This is a genomic window from Amycolatopsis sp. NPDC051372, assembly GCF_040682095.1.
GTDB lineage: Bacteria > Actinomycetota > Actinomycetes > Mycobacteriales > Pseudonocardiaceae > Amycolatopsis.
The window spans coordinates 1-16,978 of sequence record NZ_JBFBAF010000046.1 but is presented as its reverse complement, the minus strand read 5'-3'; the positions used below and the strand labels follow the sequence as shown (position 1 = coordinate 16,978).

Annotated in this window: 19 protein-coding genes and 2 pseudogenes; 13 read left to right on the top strand and 8 right to left on the bottom strand. The window is 68.2% G+C overall.

Translation table 11 applies throughout. The annotated features are described in order from the left end of the window. Window positions 1-290 precede the first annotated feature (290 nt). The 7 genes and pseudogenes from AB0M56_RS44835 to AB0M56_RS44805 all read left to right on the top strand — a co-directional run. On the top strand, window positions 291-1,571 hold the full coding sequence (locus AB0M56_RS44835; protein WP_364188083.1) for an MFS transporter: 1,281 nt from the start codon (window positions 291-293) through the stop codon (window positions 1,569-1,571). A gap of 230 nt (window positions 1,572-1,801) precedes the next feature. Continuing rightward, complete coding sequence (locus AB0M56_RS44830) at window positions 1,802-2,779, top strand: PDR/VanB family oxidoreductase (RefSeq protein ID WP_364188080.1); 978 nt, start codon at window positions 1,802-1,804, stop codon at window positions 2,777-2,779. A gap of 61 nt (window positions 2,780-2,840) precedes the next feature. Then, complete coding sequence (locus tag AB0M56_RS44825; RefSeq protein ID WP_364188077.1) at window positions 2,841-3,947, top strand: NADH:flavin oxidoreductase/NADH oxidase; 1,107 nt, start codon at window positions 2,841-2,843, stop codon at window positions 3,945-3,947. A gap of 158 nt (window positions 3,948-4,105) precedes the next feature. Next, window positions 4,106-4,267 carry a hypothetical protein gene (locus AB0M56_RS44820; RefSeq protein WP_364188074.1) on the top strand — a complete coding sequence of 54 codons (162 nt, stop codon included), beginning with the start codon at window positions 4,106-4,108 and terminating at the stop codon, window positions 4,265-4,267. Next, entirely contained in the window at window positions 4,264-4,932 is a 669-nt protein-coding gene (locus AB0M56_RS44815) for a GPR1/FUN34/YaaH family transporter (RefSeq protein WP_364188072.1), read from the top strand. Before AB0M56_RS44820 ends, AB0M56_RS44815 begins: the two co-directional genes overlap by 4 nt. A 473-nt stretch (window positions 4,933-5,405) precedes the next feature. Next, the gene (locus AB0M56_RS44810; protein ID WP_364188069.1) at window positions 5,406-5,531 is read left to right on the top strand and encodes a hypothetical protein; all 126 of its coding nucleotides are present in this window, start codon (window positions 5,406-5,408) and stop codon (window positions 5,529-5,531) included. 35 nt (window positions 5,532-5,566) lie between these two features. Continuing rightward, window positions 5,567-6,044 (top strand): annotated as a pseudogene (locus tag AB0M56_RS44805) (IS3 family transposase); the annotation flags it as partial. Window positions 6,045-6,241: 197 nt separating this feature from the next. On the opposite strand, the gene AB0M56_RS44800 reads toward AB0M56_RS44805, so the two are convergent. Genes AB0M56_RS44800 through AB0M56_RS44785 form a run of 4 tightly spaced genes read right to left on the bottom strand, consistent with a single transcriptional unit; the run spans window position 6,242 to window position 9,637 of the window. Continuing rightward, on the bottom strand, window positions 6,242-7,048 hold the full coding sequence (locus AB0M56_RS44800) for a sugar phosphate isomerase/epimerase (protein WP_364188066.1): 807 nt from the start codon (window positions 7,046-7,048) through the stop codon (window positions 6,242-6,244). After that, window positions 7,045-7,506 (bottom strand): type II 3-dehydroquinate dehydratase, encoded by a 462-nt coding sequence (locus AB0M56_RS44795; protein WP_364188064.1) that lies wholly within the window; start codon window positions 7,504-7,506, stop codon window positions 7,045-7,047. Before AB0M56_RS44795 ends, AB0M56_RS44800 begins: the two co-directional genes overlap by 4 nt. Next, window positions 7,506-8,252, bottom strand: a complete 747-nt coding sequence (locus AB0M56_RS44790; RefSeq protein ID WP_364188061.1) for an SDR family oxidoreductase — start codon at window positions 8,250-8,252, stop codon at window positions 7,506-7,508. The genes AB0M56_RS44795 and AB0M56_RS44790 overlap by 1 nt, the downstream gene beginning before the upstream one ends. A gap of 20 nt (window positions 8,253-8,272) precedes the next feature. Further along, the gene (locus tag AB0M56_RS44785; protein ID WP_364188058.1) at window positions 8,273-9,637 is read right to left on the bottom strand and encodes an MFS transporter; all 1,365 of its coding nucleotides are present in this window, start codon (window positions 9,635-9,637) and stop codon (window positions 8,273-8,275) included. A 154-nt stretch (window positions 9,638-9,791) separates the two neighbouring features. On the opposite strand from AB0M56_RS44785, the gene AB0M56_RS44780 reads away from it, so the two are divergent. Together AB0M56_RS44780 and AB0M56_RS44775 are read left to right on the top strand one after the other, a co-directional pair. After that, window positions 9,792-9,977, top strand: a complete 186-nt coding sequence (locus AB0M56_RS44780) for a LacI family DNA-binding transcriptional regulator (protein ID WP_364188055.1) — start codon at window positions 9,792-9,794, stop codon at window positions 9,975-9,977. A gap of 12 nt (window positions 9,978-9,989) precedes the next feature. Continuing rightward, window positions 9,990-10,826, top strand: a complete 837-nt coding sequence (locus tag AB0M56_RS44775) for a substrate-binding domain-containing protein (RefSeq protein WP_364188052.1) — start codon at window positions 9,990-9,992, stop codon at window positions 10,824-10,826. Between the two features lie 34 nt (window positions 10,827-10,860). Here AB0M56_RS44775 and AB0M56_RS44770 read toward each other — a convergent pair whose 3' ends face one another. Next, entirely contained in the window at window positions 10,861-11,055 is a 195-nt protein-coding gene (locus AB0M56_RS44770; RefSeq protein ID WP_364188049.1) for an FAD-binding protein, read from the bottom strand. Between AB0M56_RS44770 and AB0M56_RS44765 the strand changes: the two genes are divergently transcribed. The 3 genes from AB0M56_RS44765 (at window position 10,999) to AB0M56_RS44755 (ending at window position 12,709) form a co-directional block, all read left to right on the top strand. Next, window positions 10,999-11,829 (top strand): citryl-CoA lyase, encoded by an 831-nt coding sequence (locus AB0M56_RS44765; RefSeq protein ID WP_364188047.1) that lies wholly within the window; start codon window positions 10,999-11,001, stop codon window positions 11,827-11,829. The genes AB0M56_RS44770 and AB0M56_RS44765 overlap by 57 nt on opposite strands. A 12-nt stretch (window positions 11,830-11,841) precedes the next feature. Next, complete coding sequence (locus AB0M56_RS44760; protein ID WP_364188044.1) at window positions 11,842-12,300, top strand: type II 3-dehydroquinate dehydratase; 459 nt, start codon at window positions 11,842-11,844, stop codon at window positions 12,298-12,300. 67 nt (window positions 12,301-12,367) lie between these two features. Further along, entirely contained in the window at window positions 12,368-12,709 is a 342-nt protein-coding gene (locus AB0M56_RS44755) for a hypothetical protein (RefSeq protein WP_364188042.1), read from the top strand. 700 nt (window positions 12,710-13,409) lie between these two features. On the opposite strand, the gene AB0M56_RS44750 is transcribed toward AB0M56_RS44755, so the two are convergent. The 3 genes and pseudogenes from AB0M56_RS44750 to AB0M56_RS44740 form a co-directional block, all read right to left on the bottom strand. Then, the gene (locus tag AB0M56_RS44750; RefSeq protein WP_364188040.1) at window positions 13,410-13,769 is read right to left on the bottom strand and encodes an HPF/RaiA family ribosome-associated protein; all 360 of its coding nucleotides are present in this window, start codon (window positions 13,767-13,769) and stop codon (window positions 13,410-13,412) included. A 159-nt stretch (window positions 13,770-13,928) separates the two neighbouring features. After that, a complete protein-coding gene (locus tag AB0M56_RS44745) occupies window positions 13,929-15,023 on the bottom strand; it encodes a Vms1/Ankzf1 family peptidyl-tRNA hydrolase (RefSeq protein WP_364188038.1) in 1,095 nt (364 codons plus the stop codon). Between the two features lie 11 nt (window positions 15,024-15,034). Continuing rightward, a pseudogene (locus tag AB0M56_RS44740) lies at window positions 15,035-15,457 on the bottom strand (thiamine pyrophosphate-requiring protein); the annotation flags it as partial. Window positions 15,458-16,357: 900 nt separating this feature from the next. Here AB0M56_RS44740 and AB0M56_RS44735 point away from each other — a divergent pair. After that, a complete protein-coding gene (locus AB0M56_RS44735) occupies window positions 16,358-16,768 on the top strand; it encodes a nuclear transport factor 2 family protein (protein ID WP_364188036.1) in 411 nt (136 codons plus the stop codon). Window positions 16,769-16,978 lie beyond the last annotated feature (210 nt).

Sequence of the window (16,978 nt, the reverse complement as noted above, 5' to 3'; positions counted from 1 at the left end):
TGCCGCAACGCATGTGTTCTCGCGAACCGAAAGTGGGGTTGGCGCCTCGAGCGCCCGGAATTAGCTGTTCGCCCGTGAAGGGCTTTTGAAATCCACGCGAACAGCGGCTGAAGCCTCGCCGCAAAGATCCGAAACCGCGGCCGTCGCCGAGGCGCTGGACAGTCGACGTTTGCGCGCGGAGCAGGATGAAATCCTTTTCACGCCAGAGTGAATCTCACCGCACCAACGGAGGTACGGTAATGATCGAAGCTTCGGCGGAGTCGAAGAAACCGACTCTGCCCCAGAGAAAGGTGAGCACCGCGCGGGTACTTGCGGCCGCGATGCTCGGCACCACCATAGAATGGTACGACTTCTTCATCTACGGCACGGCCGCCGCCCTGATCTTCTCGCACGTCTTCTTCCCGAGCAGCGATCCGGCGACGGGCACGCTCACCGCGTTCGCCGCTTTCGGCGCGGGATTCATCATGCGCCCGCTCGGCGCGGTGATCATCGGGCATCTCGGCGACAAGTACGGACGTCGCCCGATGCTCGTGGCGACGGTACTGCTCATGGGAGGCGCCACTGTCGCGATCGGCATCCTGCCGTCCTACGCGGCGATCGGGATCTGGGCGCCATCGCTTCTGGTGCTGCTTCGGCTGCTCCAGGGCTTCGCCGCCGGCGGCGAGTGGGGCGGGGCCACGCTGATGGCCATCGAACACGCACCGCAGCACCGTCGCACGTTCTACGGCGCGTTCACCCAGGCAGCTGTCCCCATCGCCTATCTCCTCTCGGCAGCGATGTTCTTCGTGCTCCAAGGCACGCTCGACCGGCCGGCACTTCTTTCCTGGGGCTGGCGAATCCCGTTCTTGCTCAGCATCGTGGTGGTGGCCATCGCCATCGTGGTGCGCTCGGGCGTGCCCGAAAGTCCGGAATTCGCGGCCAAGAGCAAGAGGGCAGAACGCCCGCCGCTGCTCCAGGTGCTGACCAAGTACCCCCGCTCGGTCGCGCTGACCATCGGTCTGACGATCGTGACGAGCACGGATTTCTACCTCGGTCAGGTATTCCTGCTGTCCTACGCCACGGCGAAGGCAGGAGTGCCGGCGTCGTCGATGCTCCTGGTGACGATCATGGGTTCGGCGGTCAACGCCGGAATGACCTTCGTCGCGGCCCGGGTGGCCGACCGGATCGGCAACCGAGCGGTTTTCTACGTCGGCCTCATCGGGTTGGCTGTCCTTGCCTTCCCGACCTACCTGATCGTCAACACCGGGTCCTTCGCGGCGATCCTCGCCGTGCGCATGGTCGGCAACGCCTTCAACGCCGCTGCGTATGCTCCGATCGCTTCGATTCTCGCCGCCACCTTCAGCGTCAAGGTGCGCTACACGGGGATTTCGTTGAGCTACCAGGTCGCAGCTGTCCTCGGCGGCGGGTTTGCGCCGTTCATCGCGCAAGCTCTGCTGACCGCGACGGGCTCGTGGATGGCCGTGGCGGGATACTCCGTCACCCTGTGCGTGATCAGCTTCATCTCGATGAGCCTGCTCGGCAAGGCAGCGAAGGAGAATCACGACAAGGCCGTGCTGCCCGCCGTGGCCTGAGTCGCGTTTTGAGGCCCGACTGCCGCCCGGTCGCCACCCCCGCAGGACCCGTGGTGGGCGAGCGGTGCTTCCGCTCGCCCACCCGGCCCGATTTCCTTCCGAGTCCAACGCCGAGGTCGGCCCGGCGCGCCGCACGGTGACCCTGGGCAGTAAGCACCGTTCCCGACCTGGCCGCTGTGCACCGCGCTGAGGACATCGGTAAATCGTCTTCTCGCCGTGAAAGGATGCTCGTGTCGCTCACCTCGTCCAGCAATGAAACAGTAATCGATGGCACTGGCGCCTTCCCGCTCGTCTTGCGCGTCGTTCGCCGCCGACTCGTAGCCGATGCGGTTATCATGCTCGATCTCGTGCCACCGGCAGGGATGGCGCTTCCGCCGTGGGATGCAGGCGCTCACATCGACGTGGGCATTCCGCAGACCGGACTGACTCGCCAGTACTCCCTGTGCGGGCCGCCTGAGGCCGACTTTCTGCGCATCGCCGTCCTGCGGGAACCCGAGTCGAGAGGCGGCTCGGCTTGGTTGCACAGCCATGCGGTCGAAGGCACGACGCTTCGGATCAGCGGTCTGCGGAACCATTTTGGTTTCACGGGCGGTGATCCGGTTGTCTTCGTCGCCGGGGGGATCGGGATCACGCCGATCAGCGCCATGATCGCCGAGGCACATTCACAAGGCGTCCCATGGGAACTCCACTACGCCGGGCGCAGCGTTGAGAATATGGCATTTGCCGCCGAGCTCACTCGCTACGGCGATCGCGTCGACATTTATCCGTCGCGATCCAGGCGGCTCGACGTCCCGGAGCTGCTTCAGCGGCTGTCCCCGGGCACCTGCGTCTACGCCTGCGGGCCCTCCCGTCTGCTGTCCGCGCTCGAGGATGCCGCACCCGCTCACGTTCTTCTGAGGACTGAACGATTCGCCGCTGAGGACATCGACACCTCTCAAAACGTGGCGTTCGAGGTCAGGAGTGCGAGATCGGGAATCCGACGGACCGTACGCGCCGATCAAAGCATCCTCGCTGCCCTCCGCGACGCGGGTATCCAGCAGATATCCCAGTGCGAGGAGGGCGTGTGCGGCACCTGTGAGACCACTGTCTTGGAAGGCATCCCCGAGCACCGCGACATGCTGCTGACCGACGAGGAACGCGCCGAGAACACCACGATGATGATCTGCGTTTCCCGAGCGAAGACAACACACCTGACGCTGGATCTCTAATCTCGCAATCGGAAGAGCCTCGGGGCCGACCCCAAGGTTGAAGTCCACAAAGGAGCCGAGGTTGAACACGCTCTTCACCCCGTACTCTCTCAGGTCGCTGACGATCCCGAACCGGATCTGGATGTCGGCGATGTGCCAGTACAGTGCGGCGCCCGAAGGCGAGCAGGCAGGCGTCGCGACGGACTGGCACTTCGCCCACCTCGCCGCGCGCGCCGCGGGTGGTACCGGTCTGATCCTCACCGAGGGCACGGCGGTCAGCCCCGAGGGCCGGATCAGCCCCTACGACCTGGGCATCTGGAACCGGACGCAGGTCGACGCCTTCCGCCGTATCACGTCGTTCCTGAAGTCCCAGGGCACGGTAGCCGGGATCCAGCTGGCGCACGCCGGCCGCAAGGCTTGCCTGGAGCGCCCCTGGGTCGACGGCGGACGCCGACTCGCACCGGACGAACCGCACGGCTGGACGCCGGTCGGTCCCAGTGCGATCCCGTTCAGCGAGTCCTCGTCCGTCCCGGAGGCATTGACCCGGACGCGAATCGGCGAGATCGTCCAGGAGTTCGCGGCGGCCGCGGAACGTGCCCGGGAAGCCGGGTTCGAGGTCGCCGAGATCCAAGGTGCGCACGGCTATCTGATCCACCAGTTCCTGTCGCCCCACAGCAACCATCGCACCGATGAGTACGGTGGTTCGTTCGAGGGCCGGACGCGGTTCGCCTTGGAGGTCGTCGACGCGGTTCGGAAGGTGTGGCCGGAGGACCTGCCAGTGTTCTTCCGTATCTCCGCGACCGACTGGCTCGCCGAGAACCCCGACGACGACCGCGAGGGCTGGACAGCCGACGACACCGTCCGCTTCGCCAACGAGCTGCAGGCGCACGGCGTGGACCTGATGGACGTCTCCACCGGCGCCAACGTGGCCGATGCGAAGATTATCCCGGGTCCTGGTTACCAGGTGCCGTTCGCCGAGCGGGTCCGCACCGAGGCCGGGATGCCGGTGGCTGCCGTCGGATTGATCACCAAGCCTGCGCAGGCACAGGAGATCATCACCTCGGGCAAGGCTGATGCGGTTCTCCTGGCCCGCGAGCTGCTGCGCGACCCGTACTGGGCGCGTCGAGCCGCGACCGAGCTCGGGGGCACGGTCCGGACGCCGGTGCAGTACAACCGTGCACAACGGTGACGCCCACCCCCGTCGGACGATGCAGCGTGCACGCTCGCTCGCCTGGTGCTATCTCAAAGCCAGGGTGCACCGGGTCGCCAGGCTGCCTGTCAACCCGCGCCTCGGAGCGGATCTGTCCTCGATCGCTCTGCCCGACCACCTTGCAGCGGAGGTGCCAAGTGGGGCGAGTGTCGCGCCACCAACCCGATTTCGCCGCCTACGGCGAGAACATCCTGAAGATGCGGCTGTCCGCTCATCCCGCCGTGGAGCAGCGCCACCACGCCGACCTGATCGACGCCGCCCACCGATCCGATCCGCAACACGAGGGGGCGCCGCGATGACCGTCATCTCCGGCCACGAACCAGACCTGAGCAACGGTGCAACCAACAACATCTCGGAGCCGGAACCCCTCGGCACCGACGAAAAATCCGCTGGCGGTAGCCCGGGAGTCGTGGGCGTGCCCACGGTCATCGCCGGCGCCATCGGCCTCGGCCTGGTCAACATCGGCGCGCTGCCTGGCGGCGCCGCCGGCGCCACGCTCGCCATCCTCAGCACCTGTACCGCCGTGGGACTGTTGATCACCACGGTCTGGGCCGCGGCCCTCGGTCAGAACGCCTCTGCCAGCCTGTTCGGCGTGTTCTTCGGCTTCTACGCCAGCTACGCGGCCCTCGTGCTGGGCCTGTCCCACGATTGGTTCGGCACCTCAGCGGTTTCGGCCACCGACGCCCAGGTCGCCTGGCTGTGGTGCTGGTTGATCACCATCGTCGTGGTCACCCTCGTGACCCTCCGCCTGCCGTCCAGTCTCACCCTCCAACTGGGCCTGGTCGACGTCGCGCTCGCCCTGCTGCTCGCCGGCACCATGAGCGGAGCCACCAGCCTCATCCGCGTCGGCGGTGCCTTTGTCTTCGCCTTCGTCGCGGTTACGGTCTATCTCTACGCCGACCTCATGTTCATCGCCACCGGCGGCTGCGGCCTTCCCCTCGGCCGCCCCCTGATCACCCGCTGACATCACCGTAGCCACAGTCCAGGCGGCGCTGGGCACCGACGTCATCCCGGCCCGGAACGCACCGGCCGGCCCGGCGACGCTGGCCGTTCGGTACGGCAACGGCAGCGGCAGCCCGCAGACGATCCACATCAGCGTCAACGGCACGCTCCAGTAGCTGTCCGTGCCCAGCCTGGCCAGTTGGGACGACTGGGTGGTGGTGACCGTGCCGGTCACGTTGAACGCGGGCGCGAACACGCTCGAGGTCGCCGTCGCCGACGGGGGACACCGCGCGGGTGAACGTCGACTACCGATTGCTGGGGATCACCATCGTCGATGTCAAGGATTACTTTGCCGAATTCAGGTCCATACCTTTGCCTGATGGAGAAATAATCTTGTCGTCCACCGTACGCCGCTTGGCATGGTCCCTCTCCTTGAGGCCGACGTGCTGAGCCACCTGGCGTAGCCGAATCGTCGGCTTCGTCAGCTGCCTCGGGGTGACCCGGGGTGAGTCCGCTGAGCCGCGGGAACTGCGCAAGCGTAACCGGTTGCTGGAGCAAGAGAACGAGGTGCTGCGCAAGGCGGCCGCCTATCTGGCGCAGGGCAATCTGCCGGGAAAATAGCCTTCCCGCTCGTCCGTGACCTAGCCGCGGCCGGCGCGCCGAACGTGACGTGGCTGACCGACATCACCGAACACCCCACCGGCGAGGGCAGCTGTATCTGTGTGCGGTCAAGGACTGCTACTCCAACAAGATCGTCCGGTACTCGATCGGCTCCCACATGAGATCGTCACTCGCGGTGGCCGCGCTGCGCAACGCGATCGCACTCCGTAACCGCGCGGCGTCATCGTGCACTCCGACCGGGGCGCCCAGTTCCGATCCACAAGCTACCGGCGCCTGCTGCGCGCCCACAGGCTGACCGGATCGATGGGCCGGGTCGGCGCCTGCGGCGACAACGCCGCCATGGAATCGTTCTTTTCCCTGCTGCAAAAGAACGTTCTCGACACCCGACGGTGGCCGACCCGCGCCGAACTCCGCCTGGCCATCGTCACCTGGATCGAGACGAAATACCACCGCAAACGCCGTCAACGAGGCCTGGGCAAGCTCACCCCCATTGAGTTTGAGACCATCTACACCGCCGCAGCAGCGGCCAGAGTGTGCTGCGACAGCGCAGCATCCCGGTCGGTCGCTTCGCCACCCCGCACGAAACCGCGGCGGCCGCCGTCTGCTTGGCCGCCGCGGACGGCCGCCGCCCACGATCCTCGCCGAGAGCGGAGGCGAAGTCGTCTGGTAGAGGCGAATCGCCCGGGTCGCCGGGTGCCGCGAGCCGATGATCAGGTGAACAGCCGCTGGACTTTTTCGTACGCCAGGTGTGCTGCCTCCTCGACCGGCAAGGCGCGGAAGGCCGGGTTGCCGATCTCCGCGGTGTAGACGCCGTCGTATCCGGACTCGGAGAGGACGCGGATCGCCGAACGGAGGTCGAACGCGCCGTCTCCGGGGAGCAACCGGGTGTTGCGGGAGACGGTGAGCAGGTCGCCGGAGACGGTGGCGGGGCCGTCGTTGAGCTGGACGGCGACAATGCGGTCCGGCGGGATCCGCGCGAGGTCCGCAACGCGGCCGCCGGCGGTGAAGAAGTGCCAGGTGTCCAGTAGAAGACCTGCATTGGGTGCGTCGGCGAGTTCCAGAAGGTGCAGCGCGGTGGGGACGTCGCGGATAGCCGACCACGGGAAGGGCTCCACGGCGATGCGCAGCCCGTGAACGGCGGCTCGGGCGCAGCGTTCGCGCAAGGCCGCGGCGGCGCGAGCGAAATCGAGTGGGCCCGGGTGGTACTCGCCTGCTGAGAGGTAGCGCGCGCCGACTTGATCGGCGAGGGCGAAGGCGCGTTGTTCGGTCGAGGCGACCGCGGCCGGGTCGGTGCCGCGTGCCCAGCCGGACAGGAACTCGATCTCGACGAGTTCCAGTCCGTGCCGGCGAATCGGGTCCATCGGTGAGTTCGTGGAGAGATCGTTGGTGTTCAAGCCGATTCCGCTGAATCCGGCGCCGGCCGCGGCAGCACAGCGATCGGCCAGGGAGAAGCGGGCCGGTTCGGTGAAGCCGGCGCCCGAGAGCGTGACGTGACTCGCCACCAGTGCGAGGCTCACGTCCGGTCCGCCGCGCGTGCGTGGAGGCCGTCGAGTGCCATGACGTAGCCGTGCCAGCCGGCGCCGGCGAGGTAGAGGTCGGCGATTTCGGCGAAGACGTCTTCGCGTCGCCAGGGTTCGCGTCCGAGCGGGTTGGACAGGTGCACGATCGCGAGGTCCAGTCCGGAGTCGGAAAGGGCGTCGCGCAAGGACAGGCCGTAATTCGTGAGCCCGGCGGGGTTGCAGATGATCGCGTCGGCGTCGTCTTGGCGTTCCTGCAGCCAGTCGATGAGCCGGCCCTCGCAGTTGGCTTGGACGTGGTCGACCTTCACGTCGAGCTCGCCGGCTCGGGTGTCGATCCGGGAGGTCACCTCGGTGAGCGGGTGGGTGCCGTAGAAGCGGGGGTCTCTCTTGCCGAGCCGGTTGAGGTTCGGGCCTTGGAGCACGAGCACGTGCACGGGGTTCTCCTTCGGTTGCATCAGGGGATCGGCGGCAACTGCGCGCCCGCGCAGACGTGGAGTACCTCGCCGGTGATGTTGCGTGCGCGGTCCGACGCCAGGAACACCACGGCGTTCGCGACGTCGATCGGCTCGATGAGCCTGCGCAACGGCGTGAACGCCTTGTAGCGCTCGATCATCCGGTCCAGGTCGACGATGTCGGTGCGCTGCTGGTTGAAGGGCGTGCGCACGAAACTGGGCGCGACCGCGTTCGCCCGCACACCGAGCGGGCCGAGCTCGACGGCCATCGACACCGTCAAGCCCACCAGCGCGGCTTTCGAACTCGCGTACGACGTGTTGGCCGAACCGCCGTGCCACGCGCGGGAGCTGATGTTCACGACGCTGCCGGATCCCTGCGCACGCCAGAGCGGCACCGCGGCCCGGCAGAGCAGCATCGGGCCTTTGACGTTGACGGCCATCGTCGCGTCCCAGTCCGGTTCGGGAGTGGTCTCGAGCGGATGCGCGCGTTCTATCCCGGCACTGTTGACCACCACGTCGAGGCGGCCGAACCGCTGCGCCACCTCGTCGACGAGCCGCTGGACCTCACCGGCGTCGGTGAGATCCGCGGGCACCACCACGGGTGATCCCCCGACAGCAGTCGCGGCAGCTTCCGCGGCGGCCCCGTCGCGGTCAGCCAGCACGAGCCGGTACCCATCGGCTGCCAGTTCCCGAGCGATCACCGACCCCAGGCCGCCGCCGGCGCCGGTCACGATCGCGACCTTCTCCACGTGCACTCCTTCTGTACCCATCACCGCTCGGCCGGGACGGCCGTGGCTGTTGTGCGACGCGCGCCGAGCTGCGCGGTCGGGATCCGGTAGGTCTCCTTGCCCACGAGCACCGCGATCGCCGACACCAGGCAGATCACACAGGTGTAGATCGACACGGGTATCCACCCGGAGGGTGAGTGCCCGGCGACGCTCGCGGTGATCAGGGGCGTCAGACCGGCGGTCGCGAAGCCGAACTGGGTGCCGATCGCCATGCCCGACAGCCGGACGCCGGTGGGGAACATCTCGGCGTAAGTCGCCGGCCACACCGCGAGTGTTGCGGAGAAGGCAACGCCGAGCAGGAGGACGCCGGTCACGGCGACCATGGCGACATCGGCCGTGGAGATCGACCACAGGAACGCCGCCGTCAGCACCGCGCAGCCCGCGATGCCGCCGACGAACATCGGCTTGCGACCGTGACGGTCCGACACCAGCGCGAGTAGCGGCACGGTGACGACGGCGAGTGCGTTGCCGCCCGCGGTGACCCACAGCAGGACGGTCTTCGACATGCCGATCCCGTACACGTCGTCCGTGGCGAACGTGAGCGCGAAGACTGCGAAGATGGTGCCGATGTTGGCGATGAGAGCGGCGAAGAACACCCGCACGACCTGCCGGCTGTGGTGGCGGAACAGTTCGGCCACCGGCAGCTGGCGCACGTCGCCGCGTTCGACTTCTTCTGTGAACAACGGGGTTTCGTCGAGCCGTCGCCGGATCAGGAAGCCCAGCACGACCATCACGGCGGACACGAGGAACGGGATGCGCCAGCCCCAGGAGTACAGCGCGGCATCGTCGAGGCCCGCGGCCAGCGGGATGAACACCGCACTCGCCACGACCTGGCCGGCCTGGGAGCCGCCGAGCGTCCAGCTGGTGACGAAGGCGCGGCGGTGGTCGGGCGCGTGCTCGAAGGACATGGAGTTCGCGCCGGCCTGCTCGCCGGACGCCGAGAAACCCTGCAGCAGCCGGAGCAGCACCAGCAGCGCGGGTGCGGCGACGCCGATCTGTCCGTAACCGGGCAAGCAGCCGACGAGGAACGTCGAGGTCCCCATCAGCAGCAGACTCGCGACCATCACCTTCTTGCGCCCCAGACGATCGCCGAGGTGCCCCATGAAGAACGAGCCGACGGGCCGGGCGAGGTAACCGACGCCGAAGGTCGCCAGTGATGCCAGCACCGCGGCGGTCGCGTTGCCCTGGGGGAAGAACACTTTGGGAAAGATGAGGGCGGCGGCAGAGGCGTAGACGAAGAAGTCGTAGTACTCCAGCGCGCTGCCGATCCAGGCGGCGATCGCGGCCTTTTTCGGGGTGCGCTCGAACAGCGGGGGTGCAGTGGCCCCCGGGGCATCGTCGACCATCGCGGGGCTCCTCTCTGTGGGTGCTTCGGTTGTCCTGCACGGTTTCCGCGGTCCGTTGCCTGGAACGTAGGAGGCCCACCCGACGACGGCAAGCGTTTGCCAGATTTGCCAACCCTGGCTACGGTGGCGCCTGGAACAGACAGGAGCCCTTCCGATGACCGTGCGCGAGCCGACCGAGCCCACCGGCGTCGGGAGCCGTCCCCGCCCGGCGACGTTGACCGACGTCGCCCGCGTCGCCGGGGTCGCGCCCTCGACGGTGTCGCGGGCGTTCACCAAACCCGGGCGCGTGAACGCCGCTACGTGCGAACACGTGCTGCGGGTCGCGGCCGAACTCGGGTAGCGCCCGAACCCCGTGGCCCGGGCGTTGGAGTCAGGCCGGACCTCGACGCTCGGGCTGGTCGTCTCCGACATCACCAACCCGCACTTCTTCGCCCTGGTGCGCGGGGCGGAACGGCAGGCCTCGACGGCGGGGTTCACGTTGCTGCTGGGCGATACGCAGCAGTCGCCGCAGACCGAACGGACGGTGGTGGACCGGATCCACGCATCCGTCGACGGGCTGATCCTCGCCGCCAGCCGGCTGCCGCCGGCGGAGTTGCGCGCCTACGCGGCCACGAAACCGCTGGTGCTGATCAACCGTCAGGCCGAGGACGTCACGAGCGTCGTCACCGACCACGTCGACGGCCCGCGGCAGATCGTCGAGCACCTGCACTCGCTCGGGCACCGCGCGCTCGTGTTCCTGAGCGGGCCGCGGGAATCGTGGTCCGGGGCCCAGCGCTGGGCCGTCATCCGCGACACCGCGAAGTCGCTCGGCATCGCGGCGACGCGCCTCGGCCCGTTCCCGCCGTCGATGGCGGGTGGGCCGGCCGCCGCCGACGCGGCCATCGGAACCGCCGCCACCGCGGTGATCGCCCACAACGACCTGCTCGCGATCGGGGCCTTGCGGCGGTTCAGCGACCGTGGCCTCGCCGTGCCCGGCGACATCAGCGTGGTTGGCTTCGACGACATCTTCGGCGCCGACTTCTGCGCTCCGCCGCTCACCACGCTCACCGGCCCCCTCGACGAGGCCGGCCGCAAGGCCGTGGAGATCCTGGTGACACAGCCGGAAGCCACCGTGCGCGCGCCCCGGTTCTCGCTCCCTTCGCACTTGAAGATCCGGGAGTCGACCGGGCCCGCGCGGCCGCGTGCGTGACTCCGCCCGGCACCAGGTCGTCGGTGAAGGGCGGCTACCTCGCGGCATGGCGGGCGGCGAGATAGCCGAAGATCAGGCCCGCGCCCACCTGGCAACCCGCGCCGGGGTATTCCGACGCCATGACCGAGTCCGCGTCGTTGCCGCGGGCGTAGAGGCGCGGGATCGGATTCCGGTGCCGGTCGAGGACCCGAGCGTCGGGATCGGTCCGCAGTCCCAGCGCTGTGGCCAACGGGGTGTTGCCGACTGGTGGGCCAACAGCATCTGCCGGATGGAGCCCGGCGTGGTCGAGCTCCGGGGGATCCCGGTGCAGGAGCTGATCGGCCACCGCGGTCTGGTGTCCACGATCTGGCTGATGGTCCGCGGCAGCAGCCCGACCACCGCCGAGGCCGCGCTGCTGGAGGCGGCGATGGTCGCCTCGGTCGACCACGGCCCGCAGGCACCTTCCATCGCCATCGCCAGGATGACGGCCACGTGCGGCGTCGGCATGAACAACGCCATCGCGTCCGGCGTCAACGCCCTCGGCGACTCCCACGGTGGCGCCGGACAGCAGTGCGTGGAACTGCTGTCCGACATCGTGGCGCGGGAGTCGGCAGGAGCGGCTCTCGACGCTGCGACGGCGGAAGTGGTCGCCGAGTACCGTGCGCGCGACCCGTACCTGCCCGGGTTCGGTCACCGTTTCCACCCGGTCGATCCCCGGCGTGATCCGCTGCTCGGCCTCGTTGACGAGGCGGTGTCGGCGGGAATCGTCGAGGGCAGGCACGTGGCGGCTGCTCGGGCGGTCGAGACGGAGCTGAACCGAGGGCGACGCGAGCCCGTGCCGATGAACATCGACGGAGCCACCGCGGTGATCTACGCCGAGCTCGGATTCCCGCCGGAGCTCGCGCGGGGCCTGTTCGTGTTGAGCCGCAGCGTGGGCATCCTCGCGCACGCCTGGGAGGAAACGAATTCCGGTCGGCGCAACAAGGGCCCGATGCCGACTTCGATCCTGCCCACCTATCGCTGAGACGGGACGCTGATGCACCTCGCCGTCCTCCACGGTCCGAACCTCAACCTGCTGGGGGAGCGCCGCCCGGAAAAGTACGGGACCACTACGCTCGCCGAAATCACCGCCGACGTCGACCGGACCGCGGCGCGATGGGGCGCCACGGCCGTTCACTACCAGTCGAACCACGAAGGCGCGATGGTGGACTGGGTGCACGCCCACCGCGACGCGGTCGACGCGATCGTGATCAACCCGGCCGGGCTCACCCCGGTGGCCTACTCGCTCCTCGACGCCATCCGGGACACCGATCGCCCGTTCGCCGTCGTGCACATCTCTCAGTGGCACGCCCTCGACGGCAAGGAGCGCAACGACATCTTCGCCTCTTCGGCCGCCGTGTACCTGGCCGGCGCGGGCTGGCACGGCTACGCCCTGGCCGTCGAGGCACTCGTCTTCAAGCTAGAAAGTCGGGTGACTACTCAAGGCCCTCGATGAGGGAAGAGCCGGCGTCGCGGAGCACCTGCGAGACGCCTGCCGCGCCGCAGCCGGTGTGCCGGAGGGCGTGTATTACGACACCGCATTCGGACCTGCCTCGGTGCGTATTCACGAGCTCGCCGTTGCCGCGGAGCTGCGGGATCCGCTCGGCATCGAGCAGGCTGCGGCCTGGCACCCGCCGGCAACGCTGCCGGCGGGACGCCGCTCTCACTACTGCATCGAGCTGGCGAGCGCGCAGCTCTCCCTCGGGGGCCACGAGGATGCCTACCTGCCGCTACAGGGTGCCCGCCGGGTCGCACCCGAGCACACCCGTGCTCCCGGTTCGCCGGACCCTTTCGGCGCTGCTGCGCACCCATGGCTCGTCAAGTTCCGGACTGCTCGACTTGCAGCGTGGGTCCGCGCCCGCTGACCCAGGCAGGGCGGGAGTGTCGCGTCGAGCGAACCGATCGACAGCAGGATGCCCCCACCTGCATAAACACGGCGAAATGGGCCGTCTGGGTTACCGTTCAAGCCAGCAGCAATGACGGTGCGTGTCCGCGTGACCGGACGAGCGGTCATGGTTGAGGCCGCCAGCGGTGGACGGGAGGTCCAGTTCTCGACGTCCCGATCCGTCTGCGCGCCGTCAAGCCGGCCTTTGACGGCTGGAACGATTTCGATGCCGAGATCGAAACCGCTTCGGGAGCCGGTGCCATGCTCACGACAGTCCGAACTGCTGCTGCCGCAGTGCGGCGGATCAGGGACGGCGCAGCCCAGGAAATCGACGTATCGTCCGACATCACAGTTTTAGCTGATACTGATGGAGCTGCGATCTTCACCAACCCGTTGCAGTACGTCGTGCCGCCCGAGCCAGCCCTGGTCATCGAGTTGCGGGAGGAGGTGCTGCCTGCCCTCCATCGGGCGGCGATCGGGGATCAACTCCGTCATCCCGCCCGGCCGAGGCCGACGGATGCTCGTGAAGGCCACCTCCGGCTCCCAGCGCCTACTCACGAGTGAGTTGTAGCGATAGACCACCCAGCGCGCGACCAACCGGAACCGGCCCCCCGGCCAGGTGCAGGCTCATCCGCCCAGCCCCTCGACCGGAGCCGCTTACCCGTGGCCCGGCGATCCGCTCAGCTGGTTCCGTCTTCTTTCATGTGCCGGATGGTCTCGCCTCCCTTGTGGTGGCCGGCGCGGCCGAACAGCGTTTCGAGGACCCGCTCGAGTTTGTGCACGGCGCCGTTGAACGCCTCGGCCACCGAGCCCGCGTAGTTCGTGACAGCAACCGGCTTCCGCCCGGCAGGGGTTGCTTCGATCACGCATCGCAGGTCTTCACCGTCGGTGCCCCTGCCCATTTCGTCGCTCAGGTGGACGTCCAGCGTTGTCAGGTGGTCGCTGAACCGCGCCAGCTTCGATTTGAGCTCGGCTTCGAGGCGCTCGATCAATTCCTCATCGCCGCGCAAGTTGCTGTCGGTGCTCATCTGGATCAGCATTCCGCACTTCCCTTCTCCGGACCCGCCGCGATCTGCGAAACCGCGTGTCGGACTCTCTCGAAGCCGACCTGAAGGAGCTAACACCATGGCGGACTCAACGTCCCGTTCAGTTTGTGAGGACCTGAGACAAGACAGGCGCGTGCTCGCCCCGCCCGGTGCTCACGAGTGGCGGAGTAGAGCGGCGAACCCGTCGGGGAGGTCGATCCGCTCGTCCATCACCACCACGTCGGCCCCCACGGCCACCGCCGCGAACGGCAGGGCCTCGTCGGCCCGGTGCGGGGTGGGGTCCGTGGCGCCGAGCGCGGCCAGCCAGGACTCGGTCACCCCGACCTGCGCGGGTTGGGGGCCGGTCAGCACTTCGGCGTTACCCGGGTCGCCGACCAGCAGGGTCACCACGTTCGCCTCGGCCAGCGCGCCGGTGACGCCTTCCAATCCGACTACGGCGAGGCCGGACCCACGACCGAGTTCGGTCCGGACGCGCTCGGCGAGGTCGTCCAGCTCGGCGAGGTGCCAGCCGGCGATCAGTTCGTGGATCCGCTCGTCGAGTTCGGCCCGGTCGGCGCCCGCTGCGCGACCGCCGGCTTCGGTCTCGGTGGTGATCCTGCGGACCGCTTCCGGCAGCAGGTTGTGCAGCTCGGCTCGCGACTGGACCTCACCGGCCAGCACGACCAGCCGGGCGCCGGTGCGTTCGACGGTCTTGGTGATGTGCGCGGCGACGTCCTCGAGGTTGTGCCGCACAGTCTCCTCGATGCGGTTCTGCAGATCTCGATGATCCACGCCGCCCGTGCGCGCCTTGTGCACCTCCTCGTCACGGCCCTGAACCGTTTCCTCGCGCGTGGTGCCGTCGGGGTGGTGCACCTCGACGTTCGCGCCGAGGCGGTCCACGAGTACTACGAGGTGTTCGGGCGCGTCCGCGCTGTGCGTGATCACAGGCAGGAAGTACGGCAGATCCGAGTACCTGGCTTCCTGGGTGGCGGGCGGGGCCGGGAGCCGGCGGTCGGCGACGACCTCACCGTGCGCGGCGATCACGCTCCGCCCGGCCCTGCCGACCGGGGGTGTGCCGGCCTCGACAATGCGCAGGATCGCCGCCACGCTCGGTGCGTCGGCGCCCTGCTCGGTCAGCGCGGCCTCGATCTCCCTGAGCCGCAGCCGAAGCTGCTTCGCGGCGTCCGCGGTGTCGTGCGATTCGTCGAAGTGCACGGACACAAACGGCCCGGTTGTGGTGGTCAGCGGGCGCAGGCCAATGGTGTCCACAGGGACTCCTCTCAGTTTCTCGACGGCAGCAGCTCCTGGACCTTCGTCTTGAGGCTTCGGGCGACCAGGTGCCACGCGGCGGGGTCGCCCTTGAGCACTGCCTCGGTCATGGAAGTGGACTGCTCGAACGTCGCGTGCGGGGAATCGGCGGAACCTCCGGGTCGCAGCGTACGTCGAGGAGGGTCGGTACGTCAGCGTCCAGCGCCGGGGCCCAGGGATGGCCGAGTCACTCGGGGTCGTCGACGGCGATTCCGCCGAGCCCGATGCTGCGCGCGAAGTCCGCATACGGGACTCTGGGCAGAGTCTGCGACGGATCAAACTTCGGTGCGCCGCCCATCGCCCGCAGCTCCCGATGACCTGGTTGAGGTCGTCGGGAAAATGCACACGACGCACCGCTGGTCGGTCCAGAGCTCACGGTCGCGCGCGAGGGTGACCGGAAACCTCGCCTCGGTGCGGCGGTCGGAGGAGTGCGGTTTCGGCCAGTCCAGAGCGTGTCCTATGCCGAGCGGTTCTCCCAGCCGGTCCTCGCCGGCGATGAGTGTGCGCATCGGCTCGGACGCGACGCTCCAACGCCCTTGCCCCAGTAAGAGCATCAGGCGAGGGCGGTGATCCCGTACTTCGCCACGATCGTCGTGACGGCGGTCAACGGCTCCATTTGGCACAGCCGAAGTACTGACGGTGACCGGCGCCCGGCGAACTGATGAGCAGCAGTGGTCACTGCTGCCCGGCGAAGCGGGCGTGGCTGCGGCGCATCGGAAGTCGCGTGACGCCGGGAGCACACGCACCCGCTGCGCGCGCCGGCGCTGGAACGGACGCCCGGGGTGCCTCTGTTCCAGGAACAGCGCGCGCCCGTGATGGGTCCGTTGGCGAAACTCAGCCGGCACCAAGGAGCAAAGAATGGTCACAGGCGACGTTGACTGCTGAGTCAGCCCCAGCGCTTGCTGACCGGTTGCGACGGATGTGAGGCTCGGCGAGGGCCGGGTAGCGGAGACGGTCCCCGGTGCGGTGGGCGCGGCGCCGGGCAACGTCGCGGCGAAGGCGGCGGCGGACTCCGTGACCGGGCGGTTCACACGACCCGATGGGGTCGATGACCTGGTGGCTTTCCTGGCCAGCGGCCGCGCCGGCAAACTGATGGGGGTCCGGCATCATCATCGACGGCAGCATGACCCAGACGATCTGACTCGGACGATCCGACCGGGAAGAGATAGTGCCTTTCGGGTGGCTCACGCCGGGTCTGACCTGGCGATCAGCCCCGCTAGGGGCGTGATCGGGACCGCTTTGCCACGCAACGGCTCGGCTGCCACGATGGCGCTCGACGCTGGGAGGTGTCACTCATGGTCGACAGATTGAGCACCGATGATCAGCTCGCCATCCTCGAGCTAGCCGCCCGTTACTGGCAGGCGGTCGACACCGGCGACCTGCTGGGCTTCGCCAACACTTTCACTCCCGACGGTGAGCTCGAAAACTTCGCGGGCGTCACCAAAGGCCGTAAGGCGCTTGCCCAGTGGCTGAAGGACTTCGAGCCCGAGCGGCTCGGTAACCGGCACTACACCGTGAACCATCTCATCATCAAGATCGATACCGACACCGCGAGCGTCTGGAGCTACCTCGTCGTGACGTCGGTCGAGCCGCCGAAGCAGAACACACCTCGTGTCGCCGCACTCGCCCGGTTCGACGACCGGGTCGTGCGCGTGGACGGCGAGTGGCTCTTCGCGCACCGCACCATGACCGTGTTCGGCGCCTGACCCGACCAGTACTTCCCAGCCGACCGAAAGGAACTGGTCGACGAGGTGCAGGTCGGTCTCGCTGACTTGGTCGCCACTCGATTCGGCAGGGCTACCGGACTCGTGAACTGGGGCTTAGTACTCCAGCCGCACTTCGTGATGTATGGTTCGTCTTCGCTGGTAGTGGGCTTGCTGGGCTCGGTGCTGATGGCGTCGGCGCCAGTGTGACCA

What these genes read in the sequence shown, in the direction of transcription:
- AB0M56_RS44815 (WP_364188072.1), top strand. Translation starts at nt 4,264, where the DNA reads ATGACCGTCATCTCCGGCCACGAACCAGACCTGAGCAACGGTGCAACC.
- AB0M56_RS44795 (WP_364188064.1), bottom strand. Translation starts at nt 7,506, where the DNA reads ATGCAACCGAAGGAGAACCCCGTGCACGTGCTCGTGCTCCAAGGCCCG.
- AB0M56_RS44735 (WP_364188036.1), top strand. Translation starts at nt 16,358, where the DNA reads ATGGTCGACAGATTGAGCACCGATGATCAGCTCGCCATCCTCGAGCTA.
- AB0M56_RS44780 (WP_364188055.1), top strand. Translation starts at nt 9,792, where the DNA reads ATGACCGTGCGCGAGCCGACCGAGCCCACCGGCGTCGGGAGCCGTCCC.
- AB0M56_RS44785 (WP_364188058.1), bottom strand. Translation starts at nt 9,637, where the DNA reads ATGGTCGACGATGCCCCGGGGGCCACTGCACCCCCGCTGTTCGAGCGC.
- AB0M56_RS44750 (WP_364188040.1), bottom strand. Translation starts at nt 13,769, where the DNA reads ATGCTGATCCAGATGAGCACCGACAGCAACTTGCGCGGCGATGAGGAA.
- AB0M56_RS44760 (WP_364188044.1), top strand. Translation starts at nt 11,842, where the DNA reads ATGCACCTCGCCGTCCTCCACGGTCCGAACCTCAACCTGCTGGGGGAG.